This window comes from Aeromonas sp. 55A (genome assembly GCF_051919665.1).
Taxonomy (GTDB): domain Bacteria; phylum Pseudomonadota; class Gammaproteobacteria; order Enterobacterales; family Aeromonadaceae; genus Aeromonas; species Aeromonas veronii.
This window is the reverse complement of sequence record NZ_JBQBEH010000008.1, coordinates 1707474-1728267: the sequence shown is the minus strand read 5'-3', so window position 1 is coordinate 1728267 and position 20794 is coordinate 1707474. Positions and strand designations below refer to the sequence as shown.

16 protein-coding genes are annotated in these 20794 nt (G+C 62.3%); 7 read left to right on the top strand and 9 right to left on the bottom strand.

Annotation, left to right across the window (positions count from 1 at the left end; translation table 11 throughout):
- The first annotated feature begins 55 nt into the window (after nt 1–55).
- Nucleotides 56–1063, top strand: coding sequence for a substrate-binding domain-containing protein (locus tag ACTG2G_RS12020; RefSeq protein ID WP_005355407.1), 1008 nt, complete (start codon nt 56–58; stop codon nt 1061–1063).
- Nucleotides 1064–1147: 84 nt separating this feature from the next.
- Here ACTG2G_RS12020 and ACTG2G_RS12015 read toward each other — a convergent pair whose 3' ends face one another.
- Genes ACTG2G_RS12015 through ACTG2G_RS12005 form a run of 3 tightly spaced genes read right to left on the bottom strand, consistent with a single transcriptional unit; the run spans nt 1148 to nt 4101 of the window.
- Nucleotides 1148–1789 carry a bifunctional 4-hydroxy-2-oxoglutarate aldolase/2-dehydro-3-deoxy-phosphogluconate aldolase gene (locus tag ACTG2G_RS12015; RefSeq protein ID WP_439985471.1) on the bottom strand — a complete coding sequence of 214 codons (642 nt, stop codon included), beginning with the start codon at nt 1787–1789 and terminating at the stop codon, nt 1148–1150.
- Between the two features lie 9 nt (nt 1790–1798).
- On the bottom strand, nt 1799–3595 hold the full coding sequence (gene edd / locus ACTG2G_RS12010) for a phosphogluconate dehydratase (protein ID WP_439985470.1): 1797 nt from the start codon (nt 3593–3595) through the stop codon (nt 1799–1801).
- Complete coding sequence (locus tag ACTG2G_RS12005; protein ID WP_005340649.1) at nt 3592–4101, bottom strand: gluconokinase; 510 nt, start codon at nt 4099–4101, stop codon at nt 3592–3594. Before ACTG2G_RS12005 ends, edd begins: the two co-directional genes overlap by 4 nt.
- A gap of 245 nt (nt 4102–4346) precedes the next feature.
- Between ACTG2G_RS12005 and gntU the strand changes: the two genes are divergently transcribed.
- From gntU to ACTG2G_RS11985, 4 genes are all read left to right on the top strand, one after another.
- Complete coding sequence (gene gntU / locus ACTG2G_RS12000; protein WP_005355418.1) at nt 4347–5687, top strand: gluconate transporter; 1341 nt, start codon at nt 4347–4349, stop codon at nt 5685–5687.
- A 150-nt stretch (nt 5688–5837) separates the two neighbouring features.
- Nucleotides 5838–7187, top strand: coding sequence for a CDP-diacylglycerol--serine O-phosphatidyltransferase (gene pssA / locus ACTG2G_RS11995; RefSeq protein ID WP_421251046.1), 1350 nt, complete (start codon nt 5838–5840; stop codon nt 7185–7187).
- 190 nt (nt 7188–7377) lie between these two features.
- Nucleotides 7378–9447, top strand: a complete 2070-nt coding sequence (recG, locus tag ACTG2G_RS11990; protein WP_421251045.1) for an ATP-dependent DNA helicase RecG — start codon at nt 7378–7380, stop codon at nt 9445–9447.
- A gap of 143 nt (nt 9448–9590) precedes the next feature.
- The gene (locus tag ACTG2G_RS11985; protein ID WP_439985469.1) at nt 9591–11708 is read left to right on the top strand and encodes an AsmA family protein; all 2118 of its coding nucleotides are present in this window, start codon (nt 9591–9593) and stop codon (nt 11706–11708) included.
- 54 nt (nt 11709–11762) lie between these two features.
- On the opposite strand, the gene ACTG2G_RS11980 is transcribed toward ACTG2G_RS11985, so the two are convergent.
- Entirely contained in the window at nt 11763–12671 is a 909-nt protein-coding gene (locus tag ACTG2G_RS11980; RefSeq protein ID WP_421251043.1) for a bifunctional GNAT family N-acetyltransferase/hotdog fold thioesterase, read from the bottom strand.
- Nucleotides 12672–12841: 170 nt separating this feature from the next.
- On the opposite strand from ACTG2G_RS11980, the gene ACTG2G_RS11975 reads away from it, so the two are divergent.
- Nucleotides 12842–13522 carry a spermidine synthase gene (locus ACTG2G_RS11975; protein ID WP_042081703.1) on the top strand — a complete coding sequence of 227 codons (681 nt, stop codon included), beginning with the start codon at nt 12842–12844 and terminating at the stop codon, nt 13520–13522.
- Here the strand turns inward: ACTG2G_RS11975 and dtd are convergent.
- The 5 genes from dtd to ACTG2G_RS11950 all read right to left on the bottom strand — a co-directional run bounded on the left by dtd (nt 13511) and on the right by ACTG2G_RS11950 (nt 19409).
- Nucleotides 13511–13948 (bottom strand): D-aminoacyl-tRNA deacylase, encoded by a 438-nt coding sequence (gene dtd / locus ACTG2G_RS11970; RefSeq protein ID WP_033138812.1) that lies wholly within the window; start codon nt 13946–13948, stop codon nt 13511–13513. The two genes, ACTG2G_RS11975 and dtd, sit on opposite strands and share 12 nt — an antisense overlap.
- A gap of 86 nt (nt 13949–14034) precedes the next feature.
- Nucleotides 14035–14907, bottom strand: coding sequence for a virulence factor BrkB family protein (locus ACTG2G_RS11965; protein ID WP_005340664.1), 873 nt, complete (start codon nt 14905–14907; stop codon nt 14035–14037).
- 176 nt (nt 14908–15083) lie between these two features.
- The gene (locus ACTG2G_RS11960; protein ID WP_439985468.1) at nt 15084–16325 is read right to left on the bottom strand and encodes a malic enzyme-like NAD(P)-binding protein; all 1242 of its coding nucleotides are present in this window, start codon (nt 16323–16325) and stop codon (nt 15084–15086) included.
- A 254-nt stretch (nt 16326–16579) separates the two neighbouring features.
- On the bottom strand, nt 16580–17806 hold the full coding sequence (locus ACTG2G_RS11955) for an aromatic amino acid transporter (protein WP_100652317.1): 1227 nt from the start codon (nt 17804–17806) through the stop codon (nt 16580–16582).
- Between the two features lie 169 nt (nt 17807–17975).
- Nucleotides 17976–19409 (bottom strand): DUF2867 domain-containing protein, encoded by a 1434-nt coding sequence (locus tag ACTG2G_RS11950; protein WP_439985467.1) that lies wholly within the window; start codon nt 19407–19409, stop codon nt 17976–17978.
- A 286-nt stretch (nt 19410–19695) separates the two neighbouring features.
- Here ACTG2G_RS11950 and ACTG2G_RS11945 point away from each other — a divergent pair, with 286 nt between their 5' ends.
- Nucleotides 19696–20787, top strand: a complete 1092-nt coding sequence (locus ACTG2G_RS11945; protein WP_164461655.1) for a hypothetical protein — start codon at nt 19696–19698, stop codon at nt 20785–20787.
- Nucleotides 20788–20794 lie beyond the last annotated feature (7 nt).

Genomic DNA, 20794 nt, shown 5'->3' with positions numbered 1-20794 from the left:
ACTTTATCCGCCAAAAACGGTAATGTTACATGTAACATCCACGCTGGACACCCCTATGAGCCCCACCCGCAAGCGCCGCCCCACCCTGCAAGATATCGCCGACCAGACCGGCGTGACCAAGATGACTGTCAGCCGCTATCTGCGCGACCCGCAGACCGTGGCGGAGGGGACCCGCGAGCGGATCGCGGCTGTGGTGGAAGAGCTGGGTTATATCCCCAACCGGGCGCCGGATATTCTCTCCAACGCGACCAGCAAAGCGATCGGCATCCTGATCCCCTCCCTCTCCAACCAGGTCTTCTCGGCGGTGATCCATGGCATCGAGTCGGTAACCCGACCGGCCGGTTATCAGACCCTGCTGGCCCACTACGGCTACAGTCCGGAGCGAGAGGAGGAGCAAGTCGCATCCCTGCTCTCCTATCACGTGGATGGGCTGATCCTCTCCGACAGCCAGCACACCGAACGCACCCGCAAAATGATCGCCACCGCCGGCATTCCGGTGGTGGAGACCATGGATCTGCCGCAAACCCCCATCGACATGGTGGTCGGCATGGACCATAGAGCCGCCGCCCGGGCCATGGTAACAGAGATGCTGCACCGGGGCCGACGCAAGGTGGTCTATCTGGGGGCGCGGCTCGACGTGCGTACCCAGCTGCGGATGGAGGGTTACTATCAGGCGATGACCGACTTCGGCCTCACCGGCCAGCATCTGCTGACCGAACAATCTTCCAGCTTCACTCTGGGGGGCGAGCTGCTGGATCAGGCGCTGGTGCGCTATCCCGACCTCGACGGCCTGTTCTGCACCAACGATGACTTGGCGGTGGGCGCCTTGCTGCAGTGTCAGGCCAAGTGGATCCCGGTGCCCCAGCAGATCGCCATCGCCGGTTGCAACGCCCTCGACATCGGCCACGCCATGACCCCCAAGCTGGCCAGTATCGCCACCCCACGGGAAGCGATAGGTCGGGAGGCGGCCACCATGCTGCTGGCGCGTCTAAACGGCCAATCCCAACCCGATACCCGCAAAGATATCGGCTTCTCCCTCTATGTCGGGGAGAGTCTAGGGTAATCCCTTCCCTCACCCACTTAAGTCACGCTGATAACAAACAGGCCACCCGAGGGTGGCCTGTTTGGTTTTCGGCACAACTGATGCTTAGCGTTTTACCAACTCAACCGCTTCGCGGGAGAGGCGAGTCACCTCTTCCCAGTTTCCGCTCTTGACCGCATCGGCCGGCAGCATCCAGGAGCCGCCGACGGTGGCGACGCACTTGAGCGCCAGATAGTCGGCCACGTTTTTCGGGCCGATACCGCCGGTCGGGCAGAACTTCACCTGGGGCAGTGGGGCGGCAATGGCTGAGAGTGCTTTGGTGCCGCCGTTCGCTTCGGCCGGGAAGAACTTCAGGTGGTCGTAGCCCGCTTCCAGCGCCTGCATCACTTCAGACGGAGTTGCCACGCCCGGGATCAGCGGCGCAGTGCTCTTGGCCGCGTGGGCCAGCAGGGCCGGGGTCATCCCCGGGGAGATGACGAAGCGGGCACCGGCAGCGACGGCTGCGTCAAAATGCTCGCAGTTGAGCACGGTACCGGCACCGACCATGGCATCCGGCATCGCCTTGGCGATGAGGGCGATGGCATCGAGGGCCACCGGGGTGCGCAGGGTGATTTCGAAGACAGAGATGCCGCCGTCGAGCAGCGCCTTGGCCATCGGCAGGGCCTGATCCAGCTCGTTGATAACCATCACGGGTACCAGCGGGGAGGCGGCAAACACCTCGGCCGGGGTCACTTTCCAGTTCTGCATAGCTCTTCCTTAGTCAAAGATGGTAGCGCCGCACTCGGCGCTCGATACCGCGCGACGCATCACGCTGAACAGTTCACGGCCCCACCCCTCTTGTTCCGGAGTGAGGTCAATCTCGGCCTGGGTACGGCCACTCAAATCGGTCAGGCAGTCGAGGCTGCCGTTTACCGCATCAACCCGCAGCAGGTCGCCATCGGCAAGCAGGCCGATGGCCCCGCCGTGCAGCGCTTCCGGAGTGACATGGATGGCGGCCGGGATCTTGCCGGAGGCACCGGAGAGGCGGCCATCGGTGACCAGCGCCACCTTGTAACCAGCCTTCTGCAGGTTGCCGAGCACCGGCATCAGCTTGTGCAGCTCCGGCATGCCGTTGGCGGCCGGACCATTGTGGCGCACCACGATCACGGCATCCTGATTGAGATCGCCCGCCTTGTAGGCCGCTTCCACCGCATGCTGGGAGGAGAAAACCCGCGCCGGGGCTTCAATCACCCGATACTCGGGAGCCACGGCGGAGACCTTGACCACGGCGCGGCCCAGATTGCCCGCCAGCAACTTGGTACCGCCGGTGGCCTGGAATACACTGCCGGAAGGCGACAACACGCTCGCATCGCCGCTCTCGCCCACCGGCTGCCATACCAGCTGGCCATCGACCAGTGCCGGACGGCTGAGGTAATCCTGCATCTCGCCAAAGACCGGAGTAGCGTCCATGTGGATCAGCCCCTCTTGCGCCAGACGGCGCATCAGGCCGGGCACGCCGCCTGCCTGTTCGAAGGCGTTGACGTCGGCCGGGCCGTTCGGGTACATGCGAACCAAGAGCGGCACCACGTCGGAGAGATCGCTGATGTCATCCCAGGTCAGTACCAGACCGGCCGCGCGGGCCAGCGCCACCATGTGGATGCTGTGGTTGGTACTGCCGCCGGAGGCGAGCAGGGCCACCAGACCGTTGACCAGCGAGCGCTCATCCAGCACCTCGCTCAGCGGGCGATAGGCCGGGGAACCCGGGATCATGGCGCTGATACGGCGGGCCGCTTCGGCGGTCAGGGCGCGGCGCAGCTCGCTATGGGGATGCACAAAGGCGGAGCCCGGCAGCATCAGGCCCATGGCCTCGAATACCAGCTGGTTGGTGTTGGCGGTGCCGTAGAAGGTACAGGTGCCTGCCGCATGGTAGGCGCCGCACTCCATCTCCAGCAGGGCATCGCGACCCACTTCACCGGCGGCGTACTTCTGACGCACCTTCACCTTCTCGTCGTTGCTGATGCCGCTCGCCATGGGGCCGGCAGGAACAAATGCCGTCGGCAGGTGAGCGTGGGAGAGGGCCCCCATGATCTGACCCGGAGCGATCTTGTCACAAATGCCGAGCAGCAGGGTGGCGTCGAAGGTGTTGTGAGAGAGCGACAGCGCGGTCGCCTGGGCGATCAGGTCGCGGGAGAAGAGGGACATGTCCATTCCCGGCTGACCCTGGGTCACGCCATCGCACATGGCGGGCACGCCGCCGGCGACCTGGGCGCTGTGGCCCAGTTCGGCCAGCGCGCCCTTGATGATATCCGGATAGCCCTGATAGGGCTGATGGGCACTCAGCATGTCGTTGTAGGCGGTGACGATACCGACGTTGGCACGGGTCATGTCGAGGATCCGACCCTTCTCGTCACTGCTGCAGGCGGCCACGGCGTGGGCCAGGTTGCCGCAGGCCAGTGCGGCGCGGGTCTTGCCTTGCTCGGCCTGACGCTGGATGCGGGCCATAAAGGCCTGACGGCGGGCGGCACTGCGCTCGCGGATGCGGGCAGTGACGTCGGAAATTACCTTATGAATCATTGGGCTTGCTCCAATGCTGTGACGGCGCGGTCAACCACCTGTTCGAAGGTGCCGTCTATATCAATGTGGAATACACCGGCTTCGCCATCCGGGCGCTCCAGAGTATCGAACTGACTTTGTACCATGCTTTCACGCATGAAGTGGCCCTTGCGGGCACGCATCCGCTCGAGGATCAGCGGCTGGCTGCCATCGAGGAAAATGAAGCTGACCGACTCGTTGCCTTCGCGGATCTGGTCGCGGTACTTCTTTTTGAGGGCGGAACAGACAATGATGCCGGTCTCGTTCTTCTGCTCGAGACTGTAGGCGGCGTCGCGGATCCGCTCCAGCCAGGGGGCACGATCCTCATCGTTGAGGGGGTTGCCGCCAGCCATCTTCTGGATGTTGGCCTTGGGGTGCAGGTCATCACCATCGATAAACTTGGCGCCCAGCGCTTCGGCCACTTTCAGACCCACGCTGGATTTGCCGCTACCACACACACCCATCACGATAATGCACTTACCCGCCATAATTTGACCTCTGTCCCACTTTTCAAAAAACCAGCTGTTGATGGGTTCTAATCTAACACGTTACCGGTAACATGTTACCGGTAACGATTGAAAATGTGAAGTCTGCCACAGACTGAGCAAACCCATAGTCACCTGGGCATATGATGTTGAGCCCTTGCCATAAATCTAAATAAATCATAAAGATATGGTTTGCCGACGGATCGGCAAGGTGTCACGACTGAACTTGGAAAAAGGAACGCATAACAATGTCTGACCTCTCCCTGATCATGACAGCCGCCGGCTCGATTGTGCTGCTGCTCTTCCTGGTGATGAAGGCCCGGCTCCACGCCGTGGTAGCCCTGATCCTGGTCTCCATGGTGGCGGGTCTCGCCGCTGGCATGAACCCGGCCGATATCGCCAACACCATCCAGAAAGGGATGGGTGGCACCCTCGGTTTCGTCGCCGTGGTGGTGGCGCTGGGCGCCATGTTCGGCAAGGTGATGGAAGTGACCGGTGCCCTCGACCGGGTAGCCCACACCCTGCTCGGCAAGTTCGGCGTAAAGCGCGCCAACTGGGCCATGGCACTGACCGGCTTTGTCTGCGCCCTGCCGCTCTTCTTTGACGTGGCCGTGGTGCTGCTGATCGGCGTCGCCTTCGCCATCGTCCGTCGTGGTGGCGGCAGCGTGGTGAAGATTGGTATCGCCCTGCTGGCGGGTATCGCCACTTGCCAGGCCTTCCTTATTCCGGCGCCGGGCCCGATTCTGGTGGCTTCCCAGCTGGGTGCCGACTTCGGCTACATGATCCTGTTCGGCCTGATCGCCGCCGTGCCGGCGCTGATCCTGGCGGGCCCGCTGTTCGGTGACTTCATCAGCAAGATCGTCGATGTGCCGCTGCCTGCCGATGCCCAGAACAGTGTCCACGATGACAGCAAATCCCTGCCTTCCTTCGGGCTGGCCATGGGCCTCATCGGTTTGCCTCTGCTGCTGATCGGCCTCAAGACCATCGTCGGTCGCTTCGTCGAGGCGGGCTCCACCCTGCACAACTGGCTGGAGTTCATCGGTCACCCCTTCACCGCCATCATGGTCGCCTGTCTGGCCGCCTTCTATCTGCTGGGTATTCGCCGCGGCATGTCCCGTGACGAGGTGATGAGCGTCTGCAACAGCGCCATCCAGCCTGCCGGTGTCATCATTCTGGTGACCGGTGCCGGTGGCGTCTTCAAGCAGGTACTGGTTGATTCCGGTGTGGGTGCTGCCCTTGGCAACATGCTGGCCGATTCCGGTCTACCCATAGTCGCGCTGGCCTTCATTCTGGCCGCTGCGGTGCGGGTGATTCAGGGCTCTGCCACCGTCGCCATGCTGACCGCCTGCGGTCTGGTGCTGCCGATGCTGGAGCCGCTCGGCCTGAACGGTGCCCAGCTGGCTGCCGTCACCATCGCCATCGGCGGCGGTGCCATCGTGCTCTCCCACGTCAACGACTCCGGTTTCTGGCTGGCGAACCGCTACCTCGGCCTGACCGAGAAGCAGACCCTGCAGACCTGGACCGTGATGGAAACCATCATCGGCACCACTGGCGGCGTGATGGCGATGATCATCTACAGCTTCCTCTGACAAGGGCTAAATGCTGACAAAAAGGCCTCACTCGTGAGGCCTTTTTCATCTTTCTGATGATTCTTTCTTTGGCTGAGAGGGCGAGATTGCTAGAATCGCCTATTCATCGCTCCGAGTGGAACGCTTAACCCCGTGATTTCAGGTTTATCTATGCATTCATCGGCCCATTATCGACAACTGCTGGCGCGCCTGCCCCAGATCGCCGTCGCAGCGGATCAGTTTGAAGTGCTCTACAGCGCCCAGGATTTCAAACGCCGCATTCTTGCGCTTATCGCCAGTGCCACCCGGCGCATCTATCTGGTCGCGCTCTATCTGCAGGATGACGAAGCAGGCCGGGAGATCCTCTCCGCCCTCTACGCCGCCAAGCAGCGCAATCCGGCCCTCGACATCAAGCTGTTTGTCGACTTCCACCGTGCCCAGCGCGGCCTGATCGGCAAAGGCAAGCAGGGCGGCAACCACCTGATGTATCAGGCCGTGGCTGCCGAACACGAGCACCAGATCGAAATCTACGGCGTGCCGGTCAAAGGGCGCGAGCTGCTCGGCGTGCTGCACCTCAAGGGCTTCATCTTTGATGATGTGGTGCTCTACTCCGGTGCCAGCCTCAACGACATCTACCTGCACCAGCAGGATCGCTACCGCTTCGATCGCTATCACCAGATCACCAGCCCGGAGCTGGCCCGCAGCATGGTCAACTATGTGGATGACCTGTTCGTGAAGAGCGACGCGGTGCAGCGACTGGATCACAGCGATATCCCCAGCGCCAAACAGCTGAAGGGGCCGATCCGCCGCTTCAAGCAGAACCTGCGCCAGAGCCAGTACCGCTTCAGCACCATGCCGGTCAACACTCAGGAAGTGGCTGTCACCCCCATGGTGGGTCTGGGCAAGCGCAACAATCAGCTCAACCTGATGATCCGCAATCTGGTGCGCGCCACCGAGCGGGAGATCTTCATCTGCACCCCTTACTTCAACCCGCCCAAGGAGTTGAGCAAGGATATCGAGGATCTGCTGCAGCGCGGCTGCAAGGTGACCATCGTAGTGGGCGACAAGACCGCCAACGACTTCTTCATTCCGCCGGAAGAGAAGTTCTCCACCATCGGTGGCCTGCCCTATCTCTACGAGACCAACCTGCGCAAGTTTGCCGAGCGCAACCAGCGCCACATCGACGACGGTTGCCTCAACCTGATGCTCTGGTGTTGCGAGCGCAACTCCTACCATCTCAAGGGGATCTTCGTGGATGACGAGTGGGCCCTGCTCACCGGCAACAACCTCAACCCCCGCGCCTGGGCGCTGGATCTGGAGAACGGCCTGCTGGTACACGATCGTCGCCACCTGCTGCGCCCTCAGTTCAACGCGGAGCGGGATAACATCCTGACCAACACCAAGCGGATCAGCCACTTCGATCAGGTGGAACAGATCCAGGACTACCCGGAACAGGTGCGCAAGCTGCTGGGACGGATCCACCGGGTTAAGGCCCACCTACTGCTCAAGCGCATCATCTGACCCTGGGCGCCATGCGCCCGCACCTTGCCTGTTGGCAGCCACACAAAGGCCTCCCGTTTTCGGCAGGCCTTTGTTATATCCGCCGTTTCCCCCGCCTTGGCGGCCCTGCCAGCAGCAACTCGGCTTGCATCGGCCCCTCAACAACCCCTATCATCTGGACATATTTACAGTGTTTTCGGGCATCTAATTGATGAAATTGGATAAAATTCCTCTCGATAGCCTCAAGGGTGTCGGCAGCAAGATGCTGGAGAAGCTCGAGCGGCTGGGGCTGGCCACGGTACAGGATCTGCTGTTCCACCTTCCCCTGCGCTACGAGGACCGCACCCAGGTGTGGCCCATCGGCGATCTGCCGCCCGGCCTGCACGGCGCCGTCGAGGGCGAAATCCAGGACACTCAGCTGGTGATGGGGCGCCGCCGCATGATGGTCTGTCGCATCAGCGATGGTACCGGCACCCTCACCCTGCGCTTCTTCAACTTCACCGCCGCCCAGAAAAACAGTCTGGCGGCGGGCCGTCTGCTCCGCTGCTTTGGCGAGGTTCGCCCCGGCAAATACGGGCTGGAGATGGCCCATCCCGAGTACAAGCTGCTCGGCGAGGAGCAGGCCGGCCAGACCGAAGAGGCGCTCACCCCCGTCTACCCGACTACCGAAGGGCTGCGCCAGCTCACCCTGCGCAACCTCACCGATCAGGCGCTGGCCCAGCTTGACCTCTATGGCGTGGAGGAGCTGCTGCCCGCCGGCCTCTATCCCCAGCAGATTGAGCTGTCCGCCGCCCTGAAGCTGCTGCACCGCCCGCCCCCCTCAGTGGCACTGCCACTGCTGGAAAGCGGCCAACATCCGGCCCAGCAGCGACTGGTACTGGAGGAGCTACTGGCGCACAACCTCTCGGTCTTGAAGGTGCGTGCTCAGGCACAAACCCAGCTGGCCCGCGCCCTCAAACCGGCGCCCGCGCTGGTTGAACAACTGCTCGGCGCTCTGCCGTTCAAGCCCACCGGCGCCCAGAGCCGGGTGGTGGCCGAGATAAGCAAGGATCTGCAACAGAGCCACCCCATGATGCGGCTGGTACAGGGGGATGTGGGCTCCGGCAAGACCTTGGTCGCGGCGCTGGCCGCCCTGCAGGCAATCGGCAACGGCTGTCAGGTGGGGCTGATGGCGCCGACCGAGCTGCTGGCGGAACAGCACGCCATCAACTTTGCCAAGTGGCTGGAGCCGCTCGGCATCGGAGTCGGCTGGCTGGCGGGCAAACAGAAAGGCAAGGCGCGGGAAGAGTCGCTGGCCGCGATCAAAGATGGCAGCGTCAAGATGGTGGTGGGCACCCACGCCATCTTTCAGGAGCAGGTGGTGTTCCAGCGTCTGGCGCTGGTCATCATCGATGAACAGCACAGATTCGGGGTGCATCAGCGCCTCGCCCTGCGCGAGAAAGGGGAGCGGGAAGGGGTGCATCCCCATCAGCTCATCATGACCGCTACCCCCATCCCCCGCACCCTGGCGATGACCGCCTATGCCGACCTCGACACCTCGGTCATCGACGAACTGCCGCCGGGCCGAACCCCCATCACCACAGTGGCGCTGCCCGACAGCCGTCGCGGCGACGTGATCGAGCGGGTCAAGCTCGCCTGCACCGAGGGCAAGCAGGCCTACTGGGTCTGCACCCTGATCGAGGAGTCGGAGGTGCTGGAGTGTCAGGCTGCCGAGGATACCGCCGCCGAGCTGCAAAACCTGCTGCCCGGCCTGCATATCGGGCTGGTACACGGCCGGATGCGCCCGGTCGAGAAACAGCGGGTGATGGAGGAGTTCAAGGCAGGCATACTGCAACTGCTGGTCGCCACCACCGTCATCGAGGTGGGGGTGGATGTGCCCAACGCCAGCCTGATGATCATCGAGAACCCGGAACGGCTCGGGCTGGCGCAGTTGCACCAGCTGCGCGGCCGGGTTGGCCGGGGTGCGGTGGCCTCTCACTGCGTGCTGCTCTATCATGCCCCCTTGTCCAAGACGGCCCAGAGCCGACTCGGGGTGCTGCGGGAGACCAACGACGGCTTCCTGATCGCCCAGCGCGATCTGGAACTGCGCGGCCCGGGGGAACTGCTCGGCACCCGCCAGACCGGTCTGGCCGACCTCAAGATCGCCGATCTGGTGCGGGATCAGCCGCTTATTCCACAGGTGCAAAAAATGGCGCGCTTCCTTATGGATAGGCATCCGAGCCATGTCGAACCCTTGATACGACGCTGGCTCGGCTTACGGGATCACTATTCCAATGCCTGATCGAGGTAGATGAAGAAGATGGGCACATGTCCTTATGGATAGGCACATAAGCCATGTCGCCCCCTTGATACGGCGTTGGCTCGGTCTGCGAGACCACTACTCAAACGCCTGACAACACACCCCAAAACAGGAGGAAAGCACCCATGAATTCCTGGCTACGCGGCCTGCTCTACACCTTCGCCTTCCTGCTGCTGTTTGTCTGGGTTGCCCTCGGCCTGTTCGACGCCGAGCGCGCCAAAGGCCCCATCGCCAGCTGGATCAGCCAGCAGACCGGCGTGCCGGTCACCATAGGGCGACTGGTGTTCAACCCGCTGCACCCCTACACCCTGCTGGCTGAGCAGGTGCGTTACGGCGATGCGGTCTCCCTCGACAAGATCTATCTGGAGATCGAGAGCATCGACTGGCTGAGCCGCGACGTGCGCATCGCCCATCTCGATCTCATTCGCCCGACCATCAAGCTGCCGCTGCCCAACCAACTGCCTAGCCTGCCGGTGCACTCCCTCACCATCAGCGACAGCACCATAGACAGGCTCAGTCTGGAAAGCCCCGAGCTGACCCTGCGCGGCCTCAATGCCACCCTGAGCGACTGGGAGCTGATCGATCCGAAACGGCAGCCACAGGCCAACCTGAGCCTCAATATCGGCCAGCTGGAGACCCCGCAGTTCACCTTCGCCCGTCTCAACCTGCAAGGACGGCTGGAAGGAGAAGTGCTGCGCAGCGACAAGCTGGTGACCAACCTGTTCGACGGTCTGCTGGAGACCGGCATGGTGCTGGACTGGCCCGCTCGAACCTTGCAACTGCACGATCTCAAGGCGCGCGGCATGCGGGTGGAGCTGGGTGATCTGGCACAGCAAGGCTTCCCGCAGCGCTTCCCGTTGCAAAGCGTGTCGCTGGATCGCGGTCAGTTGGACGGCGTCAGCCTCAACGACATCAATCAGGAGCTCTCCTTCAACAACTTCAGCGGCCAGCTCACCGCCTTCAACTGGCAGGCGGGCAGCCAGCCCACCGGCTATCTGAGCGGCACCCTGGGGGACATGGGTCGTGGCCTGTTCCAGCTGGAGGAGATCAAGGGCAAGCTCGCCTTCTCGCCCCAACAGATCGACGGCGAACTACAGGGCAAGGCCTATGAAGGGGAGTTCAATGTCGAGCTCTCCCTCGATACCCTGCAGCAGAAGCTGACCCTGAAAGACGTGGCGCTGAGCGGCATGGATATCAGCCTGCCGCAAGGGTGGTGGCAGGATTGGCAGAGCTGGCGCCCGCAGCAGGTGGATATCCGCAAGCTGGCGTTCGACAAGCTCAAGGTGCTCTCCTTCGACGATTCCATCCCTCTGTCGCTGACCGGCTGGCAGCTCTATCTGAGCGATCTCGCCCTGCGCAATAACCAGCCCGGCCCGCTGCTCGGCCGTGCCCGTATCGAGAGCAAGTGGTTCGAGCTGGTGTGGGATGGCCTCAGCGCCCGCAACGGTGAACTGGATGGCGAGCTGACCCCCAGCTCGTGGCAGTTGGGCAAACTCACCAGCTCGCTGCCGGATGAGGGCACCTTCAGCCTGAGTGGTCAGTGGGGCCGCGAACCGGGCCAGAGCAGCCGCCTGCAGTTGCAGGCAACCAAGCTGGATCTGCAGCAGTGGGGCAAGATATTCCACTCCCCTGTCTCGTTCGCTGGCAAGGCGGACGTGAGCGCCGATCTGCAAGCCGAACATGGCAAAACGGCAGGCGAGTGGCGCCAAACCCTGCAGGGCAGCTTTGCCCTCGATGCCGACGAGCCGTTCTGGGACAAGGTGAAGATAGATCCGCTGCTGGATGAGTGGTTCAAGGGAGCGACCCCGCCCACCCTGACGCCGGAACAGCTGTGGCAGGCGATGCAGGAGGGTGACACCCCCTTCTACCGCATCAAGCTGCAGGGCAAGATCGACAAGGGGCAACTACAAGTCGAGCAGGCTGGCGCCTCCACCATCACCCATCTACTGGCGCTGCAAGGTGGGATCGATCTGGTCAACGAGCAGTGGCAGCTGGATCTGGGGATCCTCAACGGCAACCGCTGCGCCGAGCTGCTCGGCCAGTGGCGCGGGCCGTTGACGGAACCCACGCTGGCCTGGAGCTTCCCGCAGAAGCAGGACTCTTGCGGCTGGGAAGTGGGAGTACGCTATCCGCCGCAAGGCAACAGCGCCCCGCTCTGGCGACCGGCTCCCGCAACGAAAGCCCAAAACCAGGCCCAAGTGCAGACCCAAGCCGGGCAGACAAGCGACAGCCAGCGAGGGTAAAAACAGACAAGGCCTCATGATGAGGCCTTGTTGTTTGATGGGGAAACGACGCGGTTACTGGCCCGGACGGCGGGGCGGCTGCACCACATAGTGACCGCAGAACTCCGCCGCCAGCTTGCTGCCGCTGAACAGCTGGATCTTGAGGCTGAAGGTGGCAGGCTCCCCCCGTTTGAGCGGCTGCAGCACAGCGGGCATCCCCTCGCGGGCTACTCGCGCCTCGGGCTCCTCATCGACCGGGCCATGATATTTGATGGAGCTCTCGGCCAGCACCGGCTCGCCCACCAGCCCCTCCTCTTTAAGCTGCAACCAGATCAACCCCCAGCCTGCCAGCACGCACTGGCTGTAGACACTGCCGGCGAACATGCTGCCATGCACGTTGAAATTGGCCGCCAGATTGGCCTTGAGGTGGAAAGCCTGGCCATCGTAGTGGCTGATGTGCATCCCCATCTTCTCGCTGATGGGTACCCCGCGCGACCAGCGGGTGGTGAGATCCTGACACCACTCCGGCCGGTACTGGATAGTCTGCAACGGGCTCAGGGATTTGATCATCTGGCGATGGGGAATCCGACCAAAGGAGACGGGGCCGCCCCCCACTTCGAGAAAGCCGCACTTGCGATAGAACTCCACCGCCTCCTGACGGGCGTTCATCACCAGCCGTTTCACCTTCTCGCTGCGGGCCAGCTGCTCGAGATCCTCCACCATTTTGGCACCCAGCCCCTGACCGCGATATTCCGGACGCAGCGCCATAAAGCGGATCTGCGCCTCATCGCCGCCGATAAAGAGGCGGCCCACCGCGATGGGGGTGCCATCGGGTGCCAGCATCAACCGGTGAATGGCGACAGTGTCGTATTCGTCCCGCTCGGAACCGACCGGCAGATTGAAGGGCTTACGCAGAAGTTCCCAGCGCAACTGGTAGTAGGCATCCAGCTCGGCTGCCGTTTGAGGGGTGACTACCCGATACATAAAGCGATCCTTGAGTTTGCGCCGACTAGCAGATGGAAGGGCTTACACAGACGTTTCCAGCGCAGCTTGCAGTAAGTACCCAGCTCGGCGACTGTCTGAGGGGTGACTACCCGGTACATAGTTTCATCCTTGAGTTACACTGGTCGGAAACCATCTTGCCGTGCAAATTCATGGACTTCAATCTGCAAGCGTACCAAGCCGATCACTTGTTGCACCTCAGCGTCAAACCCCAGCGCCGCCTCACGGTACAGGAAAATGACCAGCACCGCTGGCTGGAGATAGACGGCGTGGTGCAATCCGCTATGTTGCTCGCCAACCCCGCGACCCTCTGTCTGCCCCATCAACGGGTCATCGCCTGCCTGCTGCCGGAGCGGGCTGAGCAGATTCTCGAACTTGGGCTGGGTGGCGGCGATCTCACCCGCCATCTGAGTCAGCGCTGGCCCGATGCTCGCCACGAGTGCGTTGACCTCGACGAAGAGGTGCTGACCGTTTATCAGCAGTTTTTCCAGCATCAGGAGAGCGATGAACGCGCCGCTCCGGCACTCCATCAGGCCGATGCCCTCGCCTTTCTCGAGCAGAGTGAGCAGCAGTACGACCTCATCCTGCTCGATCTCTTCAGTCAGGATGGCAACCCGCTGCTGCTGTTTCAGGAGCGGCTCTACCGGGCGCTGGCTCCCCGCCTCTGCGGCACCCTGGTGATCAACCTGCTGCCGCGCACCGAACTGGAGCTAACCCACGCCCTGACACTGATTGAGCAGTGGATTGGCCCGGCTACCCCCTATCCGGTCGCAGGGCTCATCAACGTGATTGTCCACGTCATACCGCGGGATCAGGCATCCTCAGACCTGTAGCCAGAAGGTAACCGGGCCATCGTTGACAAGCGCCACCTTCATGTCGGCGGCAAAGCGCCCGGTTGCGGTCGGGATGCCGCTGGCAGCAGCCTTGGCCACGAAATAGTCATAGAGCCGCTCGGCCTCGCTCGGGTGAGCGCCGCAGGAGAAGCTCGGGCGCATCCCGCTCTTGGTGTCGGCCGCCAGGGTAAACTGGGAGACCACCAGCAGACTGCCGCCGATCTGGCTGACATTGAGGTTCATCTTGCCATTCTCGTCGGAGAAGACCCGATAGCCGCTCACCTTGTGCAGCAGTTTGTCGGCCTTGGCCTCGTCATCCCCCTGCTCTACCCCGAGCAGTACCAGCAATCCCTGACCGATGGCGCCGGTCACCTCCCCCTCGACAGTCACGCTGGCCTCGGAGACCCGCTGAATCAGTGCAATCACATCCCTCTCCTCTCAAAACAGAACGACCGCCCCCTCACAGGGGCGGTCGTCGATGCTACCAATAAACCGGTGGCCAAGGCGATGGCTTAGCCCAGCTCTTCGCTCGCCGGTTTTTCATATTCACCGAGGCAGGCCGTGGTCTCTGCGCCAAGCAATACCACCAGCCAACTCAAATAGACCCAGACAAACAGGATCGGGATGGTGGCCAGCGCGCCGTAGATGGCCTGATAGGAGGGGAAGTTGGTGATGTAGATGGCAAAGCCGCGCTTGGCCAGCTCGAACAGGGTCGCCGCTACCAGCGCGCCGATAAAGGCGTGGATCAGCCGCACCTTGCAGTTCGGCACCACGGTATAGACCAGCAGGAAGGTGAGCACCGAGAAGAGGAACGGCAAACCGCGCAACAGCAGATAACCGATACCGAACAGGCTCTCGGCGCCAAACAGCCGCAGCGAGAAGATATAGGAGGAGATGGCGATACTGGCCCCGATAAGCACGGGCCCCAGGGTCAGGATCATCCAGTACATGGCAAAGGCCTGCGCCAGCGGGCGGCCCTGGGTCGAACGCCAGATGTAGTTGAGGTTCTTGTCGATGGCGGAGATCAGCATCAACGCCACCACCACCAGCGCCCCAATCCCCACTGCCGTGGTGTTGGTGGCATTGGCGACGAAACCGTCGATGTACTCCTTGAGCATATCGCCCGCGGTCGGCACAAAGTTGTGGTAGACGAACTGCTCCATCGCCTGTTTGAGGCTCTGGAACACCGGGAAGGCAGACATCATGCCAAAGACCACGGCGATCATCGGCACCAGCGAAAGCAGGGTGACATAGGCCAGATAACCGGCGGTAACCGTCAATCTGTCCTGCTGGAAACGGCCCCAGACAAACTGGGCAAAGTGGCGACCATCATGGCGCAAGAAGGAGAGGGCGTGGGCCAAACGGCCGCTGACAGGCTGCTGCATCTTGATTCTCGTTAGCGTCATAGTGGCAATATTGTGTCAGAGGAGAGCGCTGTTTGACCACCTTTGCACCCGATTTGCCTCCATATGCCCCAACCTGTTACCCGGCTGGCGTCTCTGGCTGTCGCCAGAAGCAGAGATAAAAACGGCCCCGCTATGGGGCCGTTTGCAACGCCGGATTACAGCATGTAGTCCGCAGGCAGCTCGATGCGGGCGACGCCAGAGGCCACCGCCGCCAGCGCCACGGCGCGGGCGACGCGCGGCAGCAGACGGGCATCCATCGGCTTGGGAATAACGTAATCCTTGCCGAAGGCGAGCTCGCTGACCCCGGCGGCGGTCAGCACCTCGGCCGGCACCGGCTCCTTGGCCAGTGCGCGGATCGCCTCGACCGCGGCAATCTTCATGGCATCGTTGATGCGGCTGGCACGGGCATCGAGGGCACCGCGGAAGATGAAGGGGAAGCAGAGCACGTTGTTGATCTGGTTCGGGTAGTCGGAGCGGCCAGTGCCCATGATGAGGTCGCTGCGCACCCCGTGGGCCAGCGCAGGCTTGATCTCCGGATCCGGGTTGGAGCAGGCGAAGATCACCGGATTGGGCGCCATCAGGGCGACCGCTTCAACGGGCAGCACATCGGGGCCGGAGACGCCAACAAACACATCTGCCCCTTCGATGACATCCATCAGGGTGCGCAGCGGGGTCTCGTTGGCGAAACGCTGCTTGTACTTGTTGAGATCGCTGCGGCCGGTGTGAATCACCCCCTGACGATCCAGCATGAAGATGTTGTGCGCCCTGGCGCCGCACTTGATCAGCAGGTCCATGCAGGCGGTGGCGGCAGCCCCCGCCCCCATGCAGACGATGCGGCTGTCACTGATCTGCTTGCCCTGCACTTCCAGCGCGTTGAGCAGCCCGGCGGCGGTGACGATGGCGGTACCATGCTGATCATCGTGGAACACCGGAATGTCGCAGCGCGCGATCAGCACCTCTTCAATCTCGAAACACTCCGGCGCCTTGATATCTTCCAGATTGATGCCACCGAAGGTATCGGCGATAGCCGCCACCGTGTCGATAAACTGCTGGCTGGTCTCGTGCTTCACCTCGATGTCAATGGCGTCGATACCGGCGAAGCGCTTGAACAGCAGGGCCTTGCCCTCCATCACCGGCTTGGAGGCCAGCGGCCCCAGATTACCCAGACCCAGAATGGCGGTGCCGTTGGAGATGACGGCCACCAGATTGCCCTTGCCGGTATAGCGGTAGGCATCGGCCGGGTTGGCGGCGATCTCGCGCACCGGCTCGGCAACCCCCGGGCTGTAGGCCAGCGCCAGATCGCGGGCGGTTTCGGCAGGCTTGGTCAGGGCGATGGCAATTTTGCCCGGTACGGGCAGGGCGTGGTAATCGAGTGCTTCTTGACGCAGATCGGACATGGGGGACCCCGATGTGGTTGGTGCAAATGAGGTGCCGACAGGGGGCACGCAGAAGGGCGGGGATCATAAAAGAAAGCAGGGGGCATTCCCAGCAGATCATGCTGCCGTTAGCCAGATCAGACCAGTTATTTCAGCACCTTACCCCACTCACACCTACCACTTTAGTTATAGATCCTGCTGTGTGGGGTAAAAATGGAGAAAAAAGGGCGGCAAGTTGGCCTTGCCGCCCTTTCTGTCAGTGCTGTAGACCTGACTCAGTTGCCCAGATAGACCGGCAACAGATTTGCCATCGACAGGAAGTGGAACAGCGCGGTCGCCAATCCGAACAGGATCAGCAGCCAGGCCATCAGCTTGCCGCCGGGGGTAACGAAGTGGGGTGTCACTTCGCCCCGCTCGGCCCGCGCCCGGGTGCGCAGCACCAGCAGTGCCGGGATGATGCAGGTCCAGATGGTGGCAGCGGCACCGGCATAGCCGATGGCCAGCAGGAAGCCAAACGGGAAGAGCAGGGAGAGCAGCAGCGGCGGCAGGAAGGTGACCGCCCAGGTCTTGCAGCGACCGGCGCGGCTGTTGTCGAACTTGAACAGATCAGCCAGATAGTCGAACACCCCGAGCCCCACCCCGATAAAGGAGGAGAGGATGGCCGCCATGGAGAAGCCGTTGATGGCGCTGGCCACCTTCTCCGATTCAATGACCCCGGAGAGGGCGGAGAGCAGCACGCTCACATCACCCCCCTTGGCAATCACGGGAGCAAAATCCTGACGGGGCAGGTTGCCGAAGATCCCCAGCAGCCAGAGCACGTAGAGCGCCAGCGCGATCAGGGTTCCCCCCAGAATGGCCCATCTGGCCTGCTGCTCATTCTGGTAATAGGCACGCAGGGAGGCCACCGAGTGGTGATAGCCGAACGAGGTGAGCGCTACCGGCAGCATCGCCATGGCATAGGGAGCGTAGCGGCTCTCGCTGCCCGCCAGATCAAGCAGGGTCGGCAGCTTGATACTGCCGAGCAGACCGGCCACACCGAGGGCGAAGCTGAGGATCATGAAGGCGATCAGCACCACCGAAATACGGTCAACGGCGCGGGTCGAGTGCCACACCACCGCAGAAAAGAGCGCCACAAACAGCACGGATGCAAGCTTGCTGTCGATCCCCAGAATCCCCTGCAGGATGGCACCGGAGGAGGTGATATAGGCGTAGAGCAGAATGCCGCCAACAAAGTAGACCGAGAGGTTGTTGAGGAGATTGAGCTTCTCCCCCAGCAGCTCGCGAGTCACGGTATTGAAGGAGACCCGCATATCGTGGTGCTGGAAGGATTCCAGCAGCATCCAGCCGGAGAGGGTCATCATCACCATGGTGACGGTCAGCGCCAGCACCGACCAGAGGGTCCAGGCCCCCGCCCCCGAACTCGGCAGACCGAGCATGCCGGCCCCCACGCAGACGCTGGCAATGATGCAGGCGCCCCCCAAAATTGACGGTTTTTTCTTCATAATCCCTTCTTTTTCTGACTGATTATCTATCCGCGGTAAACAAGACCGCGGCATGATGCCAGCCTTTGCCATGAGACGCCTACCACTATCTGCCATAACCGGGCATGGCCGCCGCATAAAAAGTGCCCCGAACGGGGCACTCTATCAGCGGGGATGGTGTGAAGAGGGGTTAATCCATCACCGGGATACCTGCCCTCGCCTCAGCCTGACGGGCGATGGCTTCGGTCATCCCCTGAAAGATAAAGAGGTGGAACGGCAGCATGGCGAGCCAGTAGGCCAGCCCCCAGGCGCCCTGCGGATGCCAGTGAGCGGTGACCCGGATGCGGGTCAGGCCAGACTCCTCCGGCAGGATGTTGAACTCCAACCGCCCGACGCCCGGGGCCTTCATGTTGAACAAGAGATCGAGCCTGCACCCCTCATCCACCCCGAGGATCTGCCAGGAGTCGAGCATGTCACCCTTCACGAAGCGATCCGGATTGGTGCGGCCACGGGTGCGGGCCGGGCCGCCGATCAGATGATCCATCCATTCGCGCACCACCCACAGCTCGTTCATGTAGAAGTAGCGCTGCTCACCCCCCAACTGCTGCAACACCTGCCACACCACCTCGGGGGAGGCGAGGCAGATGGCCTCGCCGCTGGCGGTACGGTCATAGAAACCATATTCGGGATGGCGCCAGCGCAGGCCAAGGGGCGTCTCCTGCCCCTGCTGTTCGGCACCCAGCTTCTGCTCCAGCGCCAAACTCTCCGCCAGCGCCTCGTCGAAGCTGAGCAGGGTCTGCGGCAGCAGGGCACGCAGCGGGCCATCGTCGGCCGGAATATCGTGCTTGAGGCCCCCCACCAGCGCCTTGGCCACCGGTTGCGGCACCGAGGTAACAAACTGCAGCCACCAGGCGGAGAGGCGCGGACTCAGAAACGGGATGGGAATGATGGGGCAGCGCTTGCCGATATGGGCGGCGAACTTCTGCAACTGCTGTTGATAGCTGAGCAGCTCGGGGCCGACCGCGTTGAAGATGAGCCCATCCACCTCGTCTGCCTCTACCAGCCCGCCCAGATAGTGCAACAGGTTGGAGAGCGCAATCGGCGGCGTGCGCGAGCGCACCCATTTGGGCGTCACCATCATCGGCAGGTTGAATACCAGATCCCGCATCACCTCGAACGCCGCCGAACCGGGCCCGATGATGATGCCGGCGCGCAGCTCCACCGTCGGCACACCCGAGTCACGAAACAGCTCACCGCAGTGGCGGCGGGAGTTGAGATGGCGACTGTTGCACTGCTCGGGCTGGATCGCCCCGAGATAGATGATACGGCGCACCCCGGCAGCACGGGCGGCGGCAGCGAAGTTCTTTACCCCCTGCTGCTCCAATCGGTGAAAATCTGCCCCCGCCCCCATGGCATGCACCAGATAGAAGACGGTATCTATGCCCGCCAGCGCAGGCAGCAAGGTGATCGGCTTGAGGCTGTCGGCGAGTCGAAACTCCACCCCCTCAGGCAAGCGACAGGGACGGCGCGCCCCGGCAATCACCCTGTAACCCAGGGCTTGCAGGTGAGGCACCAGATAGGAACCGATATAGCCTGCCGCTCCCATCACCAGACAATTACGCATGAGTGCAGCCCTCAGCATCATTGATGCAAGGGGCGCCAGACAGGAATCCATCATAGCCCGCCACGTCCATCACCAGACAATTTCTCATGTAATTCTCCCTATCCTCACCGATGCCGCTTGTCAGCCAGAGTGCGCCGCGTTACCTGAAAATGTTCAACTACAGCGCCACCATCCAGTCTCTTGTCATCCTGCCACGCCACCACCTTGCAACCTAGTACTAACCACCTCCCTGATTAGTCTGATTTGGTGTTAAGCCCTGCTCACTAACCGGTCGATAACTGACCAGATGTATAACGCCGAGGGCGAACGTATGCGCATCGATCACTACGACCTCCAGGGGGAGGTGCAATACCGGCAACAGCAGGCCCAGAGCCGCAAGGTGCGCAACCTCGGGCCAGTGCCACCCGCCGTCAATCCACCGGAAGGCAACAACGCGGCAGTGGCCGGCGAACGCAGTAGCACCCTGACCCTCACCAGCGCCCTGATGCTGCAAACCTCGAGGCAATCCGCCGCCAGCAAGCAAGCGACAACACCTCCCGCCCCGCCCGCAGCGGACGTCGGCAAAGAGCAGGATGGTATTCCCGATGATGGGCTGGATAACCGCCAGCGACTGATCAAGCTGATGATTGAGGCGATGCTGGGCCACGAAATCGAGCTGCCCAAGCCGATCAACCCCTCCGAAGAGGGAGGCGATGGAGTAACCCAAGGAGATGCCGCGGCTCAAGCCGCCGAGCCGGATCAACTGGTGGAAGTAACCGACACCCTGCTGCAACAGGAGCAGCTCAACGTGGTGGCATCGGCCAGCGTAGCGACTCGGGATGGTCAGACTATTCAGCTCGATCTCGGCTTTGTACTCGACTGGCGTCAGCTGGAGGTGAGCCAGCGGCGCACCACCCTCAATGCCCTGAAAGACCCGCTGGTGCTCAGTCTGGATGGCAAGATTGCCGATCTGACCGAGGCACGGGTCACTTTCGATATTGATCAGGATGGCAAAGAGGATAGCCTGCCGGGCTTGAGTGAAGGGAGCGGCTTTGTGGCGCTGGATCGCAATGGCAACGGCACCATAGACGATGGGGGTGAGCTGTTTGGTGCTCGCTCCGGCAATGGCTTCGGCGAGTTGGCCACCCTGGATGAGGATGGCAACGGGGTGCTGGATGAGGGGGATAGCCAGTTTTCAGCCCTGCAGTTCTGGCATCCGGAGCACGCACCTATCGCGCTGGTCGAACTGGGGATCGGCGCCATCCTGCTGCGCCCCCTCGACACCCCCTTCAACCATCTGGGGGAGAGCGGCAATCAGGGGGTGCTGCGCCAATCCGGCCTCTATCTCACCGAACAGGGTAAAGGAGGCTGGGTGCAGCAGATCGATCTGCGGGTCTGAGCCTTGA